Annotated in this window: 5 protein-coding genes; 1 reads left to right on the forward strand and 4 read right to left on the reverse strand. The window is 58.5% G+C overall.

What is annotated here, in order from left to right:
• Positions 1–196 precede the first annotated feature (196 nt).
• Positions 197–3,433 (reverse strand): PQQ-binding-like beta-propeller repeat protein, encoded by a 3,237-nt coding sequence (locus WCO56_13675; GenBank protein ID MEI7730619.1) that lies wholly within the window; start codon positions 3,431–3,433, stop codon positions 197–199.
• Between the two features lie 226 nt (positions 3,434–3,659).
• Between WCO56_13675 and WCO56_13680 the strand changes: the two genes are divergently transcribed.
• On the forward strand, positions 3,660–4,937 hold the full coding sequence (locus WCO56_13680) for a hypothetical protein (protein ID MEI7730620.1): 1,278 nt from the start codon (positions 3,660–3,662) through the stop codon (positions 4,935–4,937).
• A gap of 29 nt (positions 4,938–4,966) precedes the next feature.
• On the opposite strand, the gene WCO56_13685 is transcribed toward WCO56_13680, so the two are convergent.
• From WCO56_13685 to WCO56_13695, 3 genes are all read right to left on the reverse strand, one after another.
• Positions 4,967–10,363 carry an immunoglobulin domain-containing protein gene (locus WCO56_13685; protein ID MEI7730621.1) on the reverse strand — a complete coding sequence of 1,799 codons (5,397 nt, stop codon included), beginning with the start codon at positions 10,361–10,363 and terminating at the stop codon, positions 4,967–4,969.
• A 132-nt stretch (positions 10,364–10,495) separates the two neighbouring features.
• A complete protein-coding gene (locus WCO56_13690; GenBank protein MEI7730622.1) occupies positions 10,496–14,701 on the reverse strand; it encodes an Ig-like domain repeat protein in 4,206 nt (1,401 codons plus the stop codon).
• Between the two features lie 234 nt (positions 14,702–14,935).
• Positions 14,936–15,385: a hypothetical protein gene (locus tag WCO56_13695; GenBank protein MEI7730623.1), complete on the reverse strand. Its 450-nt coding sequence runs from the start codon at positions 15,383–15,385 to the stop codon at positions 14,936–14,938.
• Positions 15,386–15,397 lie beyond the last annotated feature (12 nt).

Here is a 15,397-nt window from a genome sequence, read left to right on the forward strand (position 1 = left end):
CATCCAAAGCGGCGTCGCGGCCCCCGTCACCCCACCTTGCCGCCGCACTCCAAAAAATGCGGCTCCCGCGCTTCCTTGGGGCAAGGGCCAAAATGGAGCGCGGCCCTCCGGTCCGCTGGGGGGCGGGGAGTAGCTTCGGTTATTCCCTCCGCAGTGCGTGCGGCTAAAGCAGTCAAAACCACGCGGACCATGTAATTTATTTATCTGCCGGAGCCAGCGCCAGGGAGGTTTGGAAGGGATATTCGCAGGTGCAGCCGGCGCTGCCTTCGGGAATGAGAATCAGCCCGCCTGCCGGAATGGTGTTAATCCAGCAGCTTGGCCGGGTGACCGTGGACAACGCGGTGCGCTGGCCGGATTTGAGATCAAACATGTAGGGCAGCTTCTCCAGGGTGAACCGGCTGAAGGCGCAGTAGCGCGAGGTGGACAACGTGGCGCACTTTTGGCTTTTCTGCCACTGCCAGCCTTCATAGGGCTGGCCGGTCAGCAGGTGGAACGCAAACCCCGGGCCGTACACGATTTCCTCCACAATCGCGGGATGCTGCACCTGTTCGCCATGCGCCCCGGTCAGCACATGATCGTAACTGGGCATGGCGGTGGCGTGCCATTTCGGGTCGCCCGTGCGCGCGTCAAATGCCAGCAAGTCGTACCGCACGCGCTTGAGCTGTGTCGGTTTCTGAAAACCCTTGGTCTCCTCCGGGGACACGGTGGCATAGCGGCTCCCGGAGACCAGCAGCGTTTCCTTCGCATAGCTCAAGTAAATGATTTGTTGCAACGAAGTCAGATCGGTCTCCCGCGTCCAAACCGGGACGCCGGTCTTGAGGTCCAGCGCCACCAACTGCGCTCCGGCTCCGACCAACTCGTGAAGCGACACGCGACCGTTCGTGGATTCCAAGGTCCCGGCATTGCGGCTTTCGACAAAATATATCCGGCCGTTGCCGATGGCCAGGGTGGGATTGATGATCGCGCCACGCTGTGCCGGGTATTCCCAAACGGGTTTGCCAGTCGCGGGATCCACCGCAAAGACGGAGGTGCTGCACACCACCGGTTGATCGTTTTTCCAGATGATCACGTCCTCCAGCTTACCCAAGGCGCGCAACGAACCGCCCGGCTTTGCCACACTACCGATGATCAGGCCCCCGGCGGTCGCCAGATAACCCCAGGCTTTCTCCGGTTGTTTGCCCACGACGGGAATGCGCATCGTGGTTGTTCCTGTTTGCGCGTCCAGAACCAGGCAGGTATCGCCCGCCGCCACCAGCACGTTGGAATCGGTGGCCGCGATGCTGCTGGAATCCTTGAACGCCGCCACGCGCACCGAGTCGGGAATTTGCTTTTCCCACAGGATAAATCCGTTGAACGCGTCCACCGCCGCCAGGTAGTTGTATCCGGGAATGAAGAGCCGCCCGTTCACAAACAGGGGGGCCGGGCCTTTCTTATGACGATCCACCATGTTGTCACCAGGGCCGGGACGCCCGAACCATTGCAGGTCCATCGGCACCGGGCGGATTTCGTCGCTGCTGCAAGCGGTATTCCCAGGATCGGCGTAGAAGTGAGACCATTCACCGCTGCCGGGCGGACGCCCGCGCCGGGCCAGGCCGTGCGTGAGAGCGCCGGCGCTCACGTGCCATTCTGGCAAATCCCGCCCCCACTTGGGCAACTGACGATCCGCCTTGGTTCCGGGACGGGCCATGATATCCACTGTGCCGCCATACGGGCGCAGGACCCGCAAAACCTGATCGGCGGGCGGCAGTACGGCGTCTTCGGTCAGCACGCCTTCCGCGACGATGAGATTGGCGAAGCCTTTCGGATACGGCAATGTCTTAGCCGGGCCTTGATGGACTTCGATACGCCGCCCGTATAAACCGGCCTTCGATAGGGCGGCCCGCAGGGCCTCGACCTTCACCGGGTTTTCTTCGTGGCAGACGATGCGGAATTCAGAACGCCGGGCGATTTCATAGGCGAGTTGGCCGGTGCCAGCTTGCAGCACCAGGCAGTAACCCTTGGTTACGCCCGCGTTTTTGATGGCTGCTTCCGCCGCTTGCGCTAATTGCGGATTGTCCGGATACGGTTGGTCCATCGCTGGCGGGGCCAGTACCGGCGCGGGTGTTACCGGGCCAGTCTGGAAACAGACCGTCTGTCCGTGATCGAGGCTGGCATAGAGCCGCCCGTTGCAAAACGCCAGACCTTCCACAACGCCGCTCAGGCTGGTGGTCCAAAGCCGGGTTCCATTCTGCGTGTCGTACACGGCGACTGCGCCAGGACCTGCCGCAACGATTTTGTCCCCCGCCAGGATCATGGTCGTCGCCTTATCCGTGGTGACGGACCAGAGGGGGCGCGGCTCCTTCCGGGGCTTCTGATCGTTCAGGTAAGCCGTGCGGTTGACCGCCGCCAATTGTCCCTTGCCCAGCAGGTACACGGTATCACCTTGGATCATTACGGCATCTCCATGAGCACGCAGGATCGGGCTTTTGCGCCAAGCATTGAACCAGTGGAACTGTCCATCTTCGCTGGGGCCAGTCGTCAGCACGCCATCCGCCACGAGCGCGAAACTGCCGCCGACCAGGTTGGTCTTCCACGGATCAGAAGTTCCGTAGCGAACCAGCGGGCGGCCATCCTTGCGGTCGCAACCCCAGAAGGCGGTGCGTCCGGTGGCCACGAAGAGCTGGCTCGGTGACGCCAGCATGGTGCCTTGCGCGGTGAAATCGAGCGGGCGTTTGAAGACCTGGCGTCCGGTGTCCGCCTTGAGTGCGCAGAGATAGACGCCGTGCGATGGAAACAGGCCCGCGGTCAAATACACCATGCCCGCATCCGCCACCAAGCCACCGCGCACGGGCCAGAGGGAGATCATGCGGCCATTACCGGGCAACCGCTGATCGCGATCACCGGCGCGATATTTCCACCGCAGTTTTCCGCTGCGCGCCTCCAGCGCGTACAGATAGCCATCATCGGAACCGGCAAATAGGCTGCCTTGATAAAGCACCGGCGGGAGCCGCACCGGGCCCTGGGTGACGAACCGCCAGCGTTCCGCGCCGGTGGCCGCGTCCAGGCAGTACACCGCATCCTCCGAGGAAGAACCGAAATAGACACCCTCCGCATCCGCGACGACATGGAAAGCGCGGTCAAAGGTGAGGGTTTGCTGGAGCGGCCCGTACTGGATGGCGTAGTTGGTTAATGCGGGCTCCGGCCAGGCGGGGGTCGGCGGCAGCGCCGGTTGGCAAGTCCAGGCTTGGGTGAGTGGCAACGTCAGTGGTTCGGCAGTGACGCCGGAACGTTGCGCATCGCCGCGGAAGGCAGGCCATTCACCGGCCCCCGCCAGGCTGACGAACAGAAGCCCGAGCAGGGATGGAAAAAATTGACTGAAGACGTTCGTAAGTAAACTGCTTATACCATGCGAAACGACATGATTGCGGCAAAACTCATTTTCAAGACGGACCATGGCAACAGGGTATCTGGATTTGTCATGGCAGGTCAAGAATTGAGGTAATCCGAAGAATTAGTAATTCAGAAGAGCCGCACAAAAACGACCGCTGGAAAATCAAACGGTACGCACGCATTTCGATCCATCGGGAAAATTGTCAAGGGAGTGGAAAGTCCAGTAATTACCTTTCTCAAGTTTATTCGTATTGAAAACCACACGATTGGGAATAGAGTCTGCGCACTCTATGAACACGATAATGCGATTCACCCCGGTCTGCGCTTTCGCGATCTGGCTGGCCGTCACGGCGCTCGGCGCAGCCATCCCCGCAAACGAGTACCTCGTTTTTTCTCTGAAAACCTGCGACACGGTGGCGGCGGAACTTCCTGAAATCACGCGCCTCGCTGAAATTGTGGCGCAACGCCATTTGCGCGGCGGGACGCTCGGGTGCCTGCCCAATGGCCAGACGCTGGGGCCGGAACTCCAGGGACGCAGTGGCGGCATGATTTGCTTCGGTGCGGCGCGGGCCACCAAGACCGAACGCACCGACGCAGAAAAAACCAACGCCGTGATCCTGGCTGGCTGGGATCGCCAACCGGGGGAACGTGATCTGCAACTCATCCGGGATGCCCGGGCGCGCGGGGCCTTCCTCATTGGTTTCGGGCCGCGTAAAATGGCCGCACTGGCGGAAACGGCCGCTCAGTGCGATGCCTGGTTCGATACCGGATTCGGGGATGAAGATCTTGTTGTCACCTTGGAAGATGGCAGGCGGGTGGGACACGGAAACGTGCTGGTCAACACCTTGCACGCCTGGACGTTTACCGCCGAACTTGTGGCGGCACTCACCCGGGAAGGCAAGATGCCCACGATGTACAAATCGGTATTTTGCCCGGATGGCCGTGAGTGGAATGCGCAGTACGTCGGCAAGAAACTGTTCCATGATGACCTCCGGATCGTCCCCATTGCACGCGGGGCTCTGGGACAAGAATACTTGAGCCGGATTCGCACGTATCTGCAACGCTTCCAGGATGGCCAGGTGGCCGCGGTGAACCAGACCGCCCGCCTGATTGCCGAGGAACTGAAACAGGGACAACCCACGGTGGTGGCGATGTTGGGCCACATGCCGACCTATTATGTTGGCAAAGCCGAGGATGCGCGCTGGGCACGCCCGATTGACTTTTACGGTGGCATTCCTGGGCGCGAAAAGGCGTATCTGGAGAAGACACCGGATGGGGCGCTGGTATTGCGACTCGGCTACAGCAGCCAGTTGCAGGCAGAGACGGAAATCTTTGCCCGCAAGCGGCAACGCGAGATGTTGATCACCGCCGCTGACACGCCGCGCACCGACTGCCAGATGCCCACCAAACTGGTGACCCGCATCGAGATGGGCTGGGAATTCGGCGATGCCTGCGTGACCCTCCCCGGCTACCCGATCAAGATTCTCCCGCCTAGCGGCGTAATGCAGGTGGTCGCGTATGAATGCGTCAATGTCGAAGTCCTGAACCGCACGGGGAAAGCGCCGTGATGTTCAGCCTACGGTTACAGCGGAATTTACTACGGCAGCAACAGGCGCGTATTCACCGAGAAGCCTTGCGGGTTCACTTTGTCCAGGCTATTGCTCAGCTTTTGCCAATGCGCGGCACCGCCATTGGTTCCCTGCAAACTAATATATCCCAGCCACATGCCTTTGCCGGTGTATAAGGTCTGGTACGGGATGATTTCCCGTTGCCGGGTCAGCGGGAATGAACCGGCCAGTGTGTTTTTATCGGAGAGTGTGCCGTTCACGGTCACCGTTCCGGTGGATTGCACCAGCAGCGTCAAACGGCCACCGTTGGTTCCGCCCGGCCCGGTTTGCACCGTCAAGGAATAGTTGGTCTTCACCGACTGTTTCACAATCATATCCGCCCAGAGGCCAGCCAGCCAGTTGGTCCCTTGGGCCACGGTGCCCACGAATTCCCCCTGGCTGCCCAAGTCCAGGCTTAAGCTCACTTGCAACGCCGGATCTTTGCCGCGCAGAACCACCAGGTTGGTGGCGCCATTGAGGTCCAGCACGCCGGTCAACGGCCAGGTCTTGCCCTGGTGCGTCAGTTGCCCGGTGAAAGTGCCCTTGTCGGTCATGGTCAATTTGATCACGCCGCTATTGGTCCAGTCCGCCTGGCTAAAGTCATCGCCTGGCATGAACAACCCCACATAGTCTCCTTTGCGGGAGAGGAAGGCGTTGGTCACAAAGTTGGCGGTGAGGGTGGTGTTCGAGCGCAAGGTCAGTTGCACAACGGGTTTGTTGGTGAGAGCCACACCATTGCAGACCCAGTTGGAAAACAGGCTGCCGGCCAAGGGGGTGGCGGTGAGCGTGTAGGTCTTGCCAAGTTCCAAGAGGTTGTTGGTAAAGGGAGCCGTTTTGCCAAGCCCCGTGCCACGATTGATCACCTGCAACAGATTGGTCACGACATAGCATACCTTGACCGTGTTTGTGCTGGAACAATTGCCTGCCAGGTCGCGGCCATAGGTTTGGATGACATTGGTCCCGGGCGTTAACCCGGAAACCGCCGCCTGCCAATTGGTAGTCTGGCTGGCCGACAGCCAATTGCCCTGATTGAGCCGGTAGCACACAGCCGCAAGCGGGCCGCCCGTGTCAGCAGCCTTGCCCGAGACCGTCACGGTTGCGTTACTGACACGGGCGTTGGCCAGCGGGGCGGAAATCACGACCGTGGGTTTTGCTCCATCCACGATCAGCATGGCCGGTGCACTCGTGACACTACCCAGAGTATTGGTGATAATGACCTGATAGGTGCCAGCCTGTGCAGTGGTGGCATTGGAGATAACGCACGTCGCATTGCTGGCCCCGACCACCACGGTCCCATTCCGGGCCCAGCGATAGCTAAAGGGAGCGAGGCCGGAGGCGGTGACACTGAAAGCCGCGCTGCCACCAGGCAGGACGAACTGACTCACGGGCTGAGCGCTGATCACCGGCGCGGTATTCGCGCTGGCGCTGTTCGTTACCACCACCTTGATGGGGATGCTGGTTGAGAGCCCGACCACGTTACTGGCCACCAGCGTGTAGGTGCCCGCTTGGGATGGTTGGATATTTTTAAAGTACACGGACGTCGTGTTGGAGCCCACCAAAGCCACGCCGTCCTTAAACCATTGGTAATTAGGTTTGGGAGTGCCATCGGCATAGAAGCTCAAATAAAGCGCGGCGCCCGAGCCAATCTCCCGGAAGGGCGTGGTGGTGAACACATAGGGCATTTTTCCCAAATACGGGCGATATTTCGCTTTGAACACGGTGTTATCCGATATGACGTTATCCACATAATACGATAGGGGCGTGATCCAACCCGGGATGGGTTTGAAATTGATGAGCCGCGTGTAGCCAGGGAAGTTGGTGTCCGAAAGCGTCGCGGCCGAGGCGTTCCAAGCATCGCTTTCCACGCGCCATTGGGCGCCGGCCTGGACGGCGGCTGCCGGTTCGATCTGCACCGTCACACCGACGGGTTGGGTGGACAGCGTCCAACGGATTTCGTTATTGGCGAGGTTGGCATCAGCGGGTACCACGTTCGTTAGTAAAGCGCGCACGGTATAGCCCCCGGCGACCTCGGGGGTCAAGCGGGCGGTTATCTGGACGGTATCTTCCACGTAGAGGTCATTCGTTTGCAACAGGTATTCCGAACCGCCCGGCGGTTGGATGAAAATTTGCAGGGTCCCCGCAGCGGGGTTACCACCATTGAGAACCGTAAAACGAAGCTGGTTGTTATGGCCCAGCGAAAGGAATGGCAACGTGCCGGGGCTGCCCGAGACCACAACCAGCGAGTTGGTTTCCAACCGGGGATCGGTGGCGGCGGCGTTCCCCGCGACGGTCAGTTGTAGCCGCGCGGTATTGCTTGCCCCGGCACGGTCGGTGGCCGTACAGGCGATCGTGTGCAGACCGGCAGACAGTTTTATGCCCGGCAAGGCTGGCCCGGTACCCAACGTGCCATCCAGTGAGGAGGTCCAGACCAGGTTGGTCAACTCGCCATCCTCGATATCCGCCGCCACGGCATACAGGTCGCAAACCGGGCCGCTGGTTTGACCGCTGCGGGGCTGGTTGATGGCCACTTGGGGGCTGCGATTTACAACACTGAGGTTGGAGATCACATTGATGACGGTGTGAAACCCGTCACTGGAGCACACCTTGAGAAAGACGCGATTGGTTATCGGCAGCGGGCCGGCGGAGAGCAGGCGCTGGTTGCCTTTGATGAGCCGTCCGAACCGCGTCCAGGCGGAGCCATCGGTGCTGTAAAACAACAGATGCGAGACCGGCGCCCCCGACGTGGTTGCGGTAAAATTAAAGGTGTCCCCCAAAGCGTCACCATTACGCGGTGATGTGACGATCACCGAGGGTGTTTTTGAAAAATCCAGCATCAGGTATGGGTCCCCGGAGACATGCTCCGGATCGGCTGCGCCCTCGACGGAAAGTCCGGCGGCCGTATTGGTGATGTCAAAGGTTTGTATCCAGAATCCGATGGGGCTGTTAAGGAGATCTGGTCCGGGGATTTTAACATACTGACTGTCCAAATACCCGTAATTCGTGTTGAGGCTCCGGACCAAAATGGAATCCGCCTTGCCACCATTATACGAGGGGATGGAATCCACATTCAAATCCGTGACGTCCATGGCCGTGACGGTATCCCGAATAAGGACGTAGCTCATGAGATTGGCATCCCAAGGCCAGGGCGAGCCCAAACGCGCGTAAGCACCTTGCATGAGAATGCGCCGCTGGCCCGGGTTGACCGGCGCTTTACTGGCGGCCTTATTTTGGGTAATGGCCGGTGCCGGAGATGGAGAATAGAGCAATGATAGCAGCCCACGGCCATACTCATAATGGGTGGAAGGGATGATCCATGACGGTTCAAGACTGCCCATCACGTCGGTGTATTTATCCCCAAGGTTTTGGGCGAGATGGAAAAAGCGCCCGAGATTGGTCATGCCGGGAACGCCATTGAGCGAGAGCGCGGCCTCCGGCAAAAACGCGGTGACTTGATCCACCGGGTAGCCACCCTCGACAATAGAATATTCTTCCTTGCCGGTGTAGAGGCCGAAGGAATGTCCCATTTCGTGAAGCACCGCCAGCGGCTTGGTCTCATCCACCAGCATGGAGGCGCGCGACGTCATGACGTTGACGCCATCCCCTTCGCCCAAGGTTCCCTTGGCGACCACGCCAACGATCCGGTCATACCGTTGCGCAGCGGGCAGGAACGCGTTGATTTCCAGCATGTACTGCAACAGCCATTCATTCACCGTATAACACAAGGAGGCGGTCATCCAGGAATCAAAGAACCCGCTCTCCGCGCTGCTGTAAGTCAGCAAGGTATCCAGTTCCACCACCAGTTCGTCACTCCGGATTGGCAGCATGGCGGGCGCCACCTTACGCAAGGTGGCGGCGACGGCCGTCCCCGTGGGAATGCCGGTGGGATAGCCTGCCACTTCGATCTTCACGGGGGTGACCAACACTCGGAGCGGGCGCACCGGGGCATTCCAAAAATTCAAGGTCTGGGAATAAATGGTTGCCTGGTAGCCGTTGGTGCCAAAAGCTGGGGAATTGCTGGTATTCATGATGACCTGCAAGGCGGCGGTCATTTTGGTCTGGGCGGGCAAGATCAGGTTGAACGTAGTTGCGCCCGCGCGCACCTGCTGGTTGGCTTCGCCGCCTTTGGCGGCACAATCACGCCAGTCGCGGTAAATGTCGGGCGATTTCACGGGATCAATGCGGACGCCATCCAGCAGCGCATAGACCTGGACGCCACTGACTTGTTTCCAGTTGGAGGCAATCTCCACACTGACGAGGGTTTCCCGCCCCTGACGCAGCAGGGATCCGGAAACATTCTGGGCGATGCGGGTGCCCATGTTATAGAGTATCGGGGGCAGATTCGTGCCGGTTGAAAATTTGCGATTGGCAAGGTCCGCGCCGGTAAAGGACGCCTTGGAAATCGCGAAAAAGTTGGTGTTCACACTGGCGCCGCGCCCGCTGGCAAACCCCCAGTTATTCGGACCGGTCGTGTCACCATAATAATTTTTCCCCAGCGCCACCTTGGTGGTGATGGGATCGGTGCCGGTATAGGTCAAGGCTTCCACCCCCACGAAGCTGTTGTTCTCAATCACGGCCTGGTTCAAATAGGTGCCCCAGCCTTTATCGGTAAAAATCAACCCGCCGGCAAACATGTTGCCGCGCAGCGTCACCGGACGCCCGCCGTAGAAGCAAACACCAGGCGCCATGCCGAACTCACACTGCTCGAAAATGATCGGGGTGGCATTGGTGCCATTAACGTAGAAGCCCGCTCCACTCCGGGTGGTCGGAAACTTGCAGTTGAGGAAATTGGCCATCAAGCCGGCTCCCAGGTTGAATACGGACTCAAATTGGGAGTCTGCCACCGCCAGCGTTCCGGAGGCTGGCGGATTAAAACCCAGCACGCGGCAATTGCCGATGGAGTAGTTGCCGTTGCCATTGAACGAACAATATTGAACCGAGCTGCAATCCTGCAGGAGCAACGACAGGCCGTTGGTGATATTCACCCCAACGACCAGAGGATTGGTAATCCCGCTGAAGGTCTCATTGAACAGCAGCGTTCCACTGATGTTGGATTCGGTCACCCCAGGCGAGATACTGGTTACCAGATTCGTATAAACCAAGGCCGGGCTCCGGGAGGTGTCGTTGAAACTTTCCTCGATCCGGATGTCGGTATAACCGGAAGGCAGCTTATCCACCCTCAGGGTGCCGTGAATGGCGGTTCCCTGGGCCAGCACGGTGCGCGTTTGCCCGTTCACCCGTACCAACTTAAGCCCGGTGGAATACGCGCCAGAGGCGGAGGCACTGTAGGTGAGGTGAACCAGGCCGGGGCCCGTGAACGGAGCGGACAATTCCGCCGCGCCGGCAAAGAGCGACACGGACAATAATGACAATAACGTCTGCTTAAGCATACCTTTAGAATTTATTATTTTATCACAGGCAGCAATCCAAAAAGTTGGAAACCATAAACCACCTCAAAAACACCCCCGCCGGAGGCGAAGCTCGCGGCGGGGATGACGTGAATCGGTTGTGGCAGGCGGTCGTTACTGCCCGATATTCACACTGCCACTGTTGGTCGCACCCAGCCACCAGCCCATGTTCATGCTGCCTTGGGGCACAGTATTGGTCCCGTACCACTGCAACACCACGCCTTTGAAGGGGACGACTTTATTCTTGTCCTGAGGGTTGGAAAAGGTACCCGCAAAGGTGCCTTTGGTCGCATCAAATGTCACCGAATAACTCTTCACGGTGTTGTTGGTTCCAAACGGCACACCGACATTCTTCACCAGGCGTAACTGCCCCGTCAGATCGTTGGTCAGCCCGCCACGACTCACAACGATGCCGCCAATATTCGTGCTCCAGAACGTCGCATTCGCCCCAGGCGCCGGTGCCGTGAACCGACTCATCCACAGCATCGGATTCACCGAGAATCCACCCTTATACAGTTTATCCGTTGGTACCGCCGGCTTCTGCCAGTGCAATTCACCCTGGCCGTCGTAGTCACAATGCGCGTAACCCAACAGCATCCCCTTATTCCCATACAAGTTTTGGTAAATGATAAAGTCGCCGTTGGTGGTCAACCAGCGGGATTGCGTGATTGCAGTGCCATCGGCCATGGAGCCCGACACCGTGACCGCACCCTGTGGCGAAACCGTTAAAGTGAGCGCACCAGCTACCCAAGCGTTATCCGGTCCGCCTTCGATCCCCACCGTATAGTTGCCTTTGAAAGCCGTATCCTTGGTGATCATCTTCCTGGAGGCCCACAGCTCGGCATTCCACGCGCCCGCCTGACTGACCGTGCCAATGATCTGCGCGGCCCCCGGCATCAACTGAAAGGTCACGATCAGCGCCGGATCTTTGCCGCGCGCCACGCTGATGGTATTTGACCCCCGCGCATCCAGTTCCCCCGTGAAGGGATAATTCACGCTCTTATATGTCAACTGGCCGCTGAAGGTACCGTTGGTGGTCAACGTCAAGGTCATCATGCCGGCATTGGTCCAGTCCGTCGGCTTGATCCACACGTCATTGGTATCGCTGTATGAGGGCGGCTGGAACAGGCCCGCATAATCACCACCTTCCGTCAGGAACGGATTGGGCACAAAGTTGGCGGTGACGCTCAGGTTGGATTGCATGGTGAGCGCCAGGATATTGTAATCGTGCTTGAACGGCACAACGCCATTGGACGCCCCCACTTGCACCTCCCAACTGGAGAGGATGTTACCCGCCACCGGCTTGGCCGTTAAGGTCACGGTTTTGCCCAATTCCCGAACCAGACCGGTTACAAACGGCTTGTTACTCTCGATAATCGCCCCGTTTCCGGTGGTGCCACCCACCAACACATCGGTCGCCACTTTGAAGAAGGAGACTTTTTGGATGGCGGAACAGTTCCCCGCATCATCCATCGCATAAACCTGGAAGATATTCGTGCCGCCGAGGGGAGTAATCGTTTGCGACCAGGGTCCGTTCATAGACTGGGCGGCTACCCAAGCATTTGAATTCAACTGGGACCACACCGTCACATTGGCCCGGTCATCACTCACCTTGCCGCCGAGGGTCAACTGGCTGGTGAACACGCGCGCCGCCGGTGCTGTAATGGTGATGGTGGGTTTAACGCCATCCACAACCAGCAAGGCCGGGGAACTGGTGGCGCTGCCATAGATATTGGTGACAATCACCAGGTAGGTACCGGCGTTCGCGGTCGTGGCGCTGGCGATGGAATACGTCGAGTTTGAAGCTCCCACGATGGTGGCCCCGTTCTTCGCCCACCGATAACTCATCGGCGTTGCGCCAGCGGCGCCAACTTGAAGTTGCACCGGTTGTCCCGGTCGCACTGCCAATCCGGACGGATCTCGCGTGATCACGGGTTTCGAGGTAGTTATCAATATCACCTGTTGATTATACTCATGCGAAGTGCTGGCCGCGTATTGATTCGTGCCGCCATACTGCACCGTGATTGCGTGTTCCCCCAAGGCCAAGGCCGAGGTGGTCAAGGTTGCCTGTCCCTTGCTATCCAGAGTAGCTGAGCCCAAGCTGTTCTTGCCATCCAGGAAAGTTACTGTTCCAGCGGGCACGCCAAAATCGCCCGCAACCACGGCGGTAAAGGTGACCGTTTGTCCGGGTGCGTCGGGATTGCGATCCGATGACACCAAGGCCGAACTGGCACTCACGGCCGGCACCAGCATGAAGTTAATATTGCTCACCGTCGTGCCCGCCGCGACCGGCACGGTAACGGCATCGGAGGAATTGGTGCCCGCCGGATACCACGTCGGTAAATAGTTGGGATTCGAGGAAATATAACGGAATTTATAATTGCCGGGTTGCAGGTAGGAGGCGAGATAATCCCCCCCGTGACTCCAAATAGAGTTGGTCCGTATTGGCGCGCTGCTGCCATTGTAGTACACTTCCAGATCTCCGCTACCCTGGTCATACGGCATTCCAGAAAGAGCGGGTATGCCCACGATAATGTTGCCCGCCACCTGGCCGCGCGACGCGGCATTAACCACCGTCAATTGCAACCCGCGCACAGCGCCATTCGCATTATTTTTGGCGTAGTAGTAATATGTGCCAGGCTGCTGACCCGCAGGCACCGGCTGCCGCCAGGACATCGAAGACCAATCCGTAGAATGGGCCACATCAGTCGTATCATACGGGCCAGTGCCTTCCATCCCGTACTCATTGATCGTGCCGCCCACCGCGTGCCAGGTAAATACATTCGTCATGGTCCCTGAGTTATCCACCAAACCAGGGGAAGAGTAGGCAGCGTCAATGACCGGAGACGTGGGCAGCGTCACGGTGACCGGGAAATTCTTGGTAAACCCATCGGGAGTGGTGAACGTCAGATTCGCCGAACCGCTGCCCACCGCGTCAAAGGTGTAGAACCCCATATTATCCGTGCCTACCATCACCACGTTGGGATCGGACGAGACGACCTTGTACGCCGGCTTGCCGCCGGGACCCGCCGCCACCATGCCAAAAAGCCGGCCATCCTGCTGCACCAGATCCGCGTACAGATAAAACCGTCCCTGCTTATTGGTGCTGAAGCTTGACACCGGTACACCGTATGAGGAGAAGGCAAAATTGGTGATCGAAACCACCGTCAATTTGAAGGGTGCCCAGCGGGCATACGAACGACCTTCCAGACTCTGCGCAACACAATCATAGGTTCCGTTCGCCAAGGTGGTCGTGTTCAAATTCAACAGACACGCGCCGCTCTGCGTCAGGGGTTTCGAGCCAGCCGTATCAATCCCTGGCGGGGTATGCATCATCAGCGACACGCCGCCGGAACTGGTGAACCCATTCAGGAACCCCACTTGGAAAATCGCTGGCACCGTCTGGCCGCGAATCGCTGTAATCTCCGGACTCTTCGCCGCCACCGTAAAGTTGGACGAGGTCACAAAAAAACCGGAATCCCCGTCCGCCTCCACACCATTAGCCACCACCTTGATCTGGCCGCTCCGATTGGGTTCCAACACCTGGCACACAATTTGGGAATTGGCCCAGCTCACCACCTTCAACTGCCCTACGGTAGGTCCGCCCGTGTAATCTGCCGGGCTGACACTCAGGAAGACCTGGCCTGTGGCACCGAAATTCGTGCCAAAGATGGTGATGTTGGTTTGGTACTTGCCCAGCAATGGCGATGATCCTTCTACCTTGGCCAACCCGCCCACGGTGCCGCTGGCAGTGGTAAGGCTCACATTATCCGCCAGAATTTCTCCGTTGTCTTCCTTGACCAACAAGAGACGCACCACTTTGGTTGCCTGCGCGGGCAGCGCTACCGAGGCGGTCACGGTGGTCCAGGTTCCACTTGGCAGGTTATCCGCATTGGGATTCAAGATTTTGACCCGGGTGGTCTGGGTTGTATTGGTCAGATAATCCAGATATACCGCCATCGTTTTGGCGCCGGCAGGAGCGGAACCCTTTTGCAGGCTCACCGAGAAGTTCAGCGTGGTTCCGCCCACCCCGGTGAGATTCAGATTTTGGTAAATGACATACCCGTAAAAGCTGACAAACGTGGCGGGGGGATGCAGGCTGACCACATTATTGGTACCCAGGTCCACTTGAAGGGGGCTCCAGGTCCCAACGGCGTCATTGACCACCCAGCCGTCCAACCCACTGTCGAATGAGCCGTTGCGAATGGCTTCGGTGGCACGTACTTGCGGTGCCACAAGGCCAGAAGTCGCGCAAACCGCCAACGCAGCCAAAATACTACAGAGGGGTCGGATCGCCTTGTCAAAAACTATTGTTTTCATAATTTCCTTATCAGTTTTTACTTAATGATTCCTGCCAGTTGCTAATTACCACGCATAAAATGAGCACAAAATAAAACATATTGCTTTGCATATATTGCGATTTCATAGCTTCATTTTGTTATTTGCCAACAAACGAAAGACGGAATGGCATAATATCCGTTTGGCGCAAAGGGCTGCTGGTGGCACTTTATGGACACCCAGCCCACCCCACGCACACAATCAGCCCCGGCTGACTTACAATGGCCGGGGTAAGGTCTGCCAGCGGATGACTTTGTTTTTGAGGAAGACGATTTCAGATCGCACATAGCTGCGCGGGGTGTAATCGGTATCCAGGTACCGTTCCATGTGGGATTTCCCGTCATGGGTTACCTCGCGGAAGGTCCAATACCGGGTTTCCTCGCCATAACCGCTGTGATACCGCCAAGTGACGGTGTGCCCCTCCGCGGACTCGGCTTCCGTCTCTTCCGAGGGTTTTCCCCAGGCAATAAAGACGGCGTCCATGGTCATGCCCATGCGGATCTTGCCCTGATCCACCAACTCGCGCTGCTCCTGCGGCAAACCGCTATACGCCATCCAACGTTCGTGTTTGCGAGTCTCGATGGTGCTTTTGTCGGCGCAGCCCGCCAGTACGACCAGCCAGCCGGCCAACCAGCCGATTGTTAATCCGATTCGCGTTAACTTCATAAATCAGTATCC

The sequence above is a fragment of the Verrucomicrobiota bacterium genome (genome assembly GCA_037139415.1).
Taxonomy (GTDB): domain Bacteria; phylum Verrucomicrobiota; class Verrucomicrobiia; order Limisphaerales; family Fontisphaeraceae; genus JBAXGN01.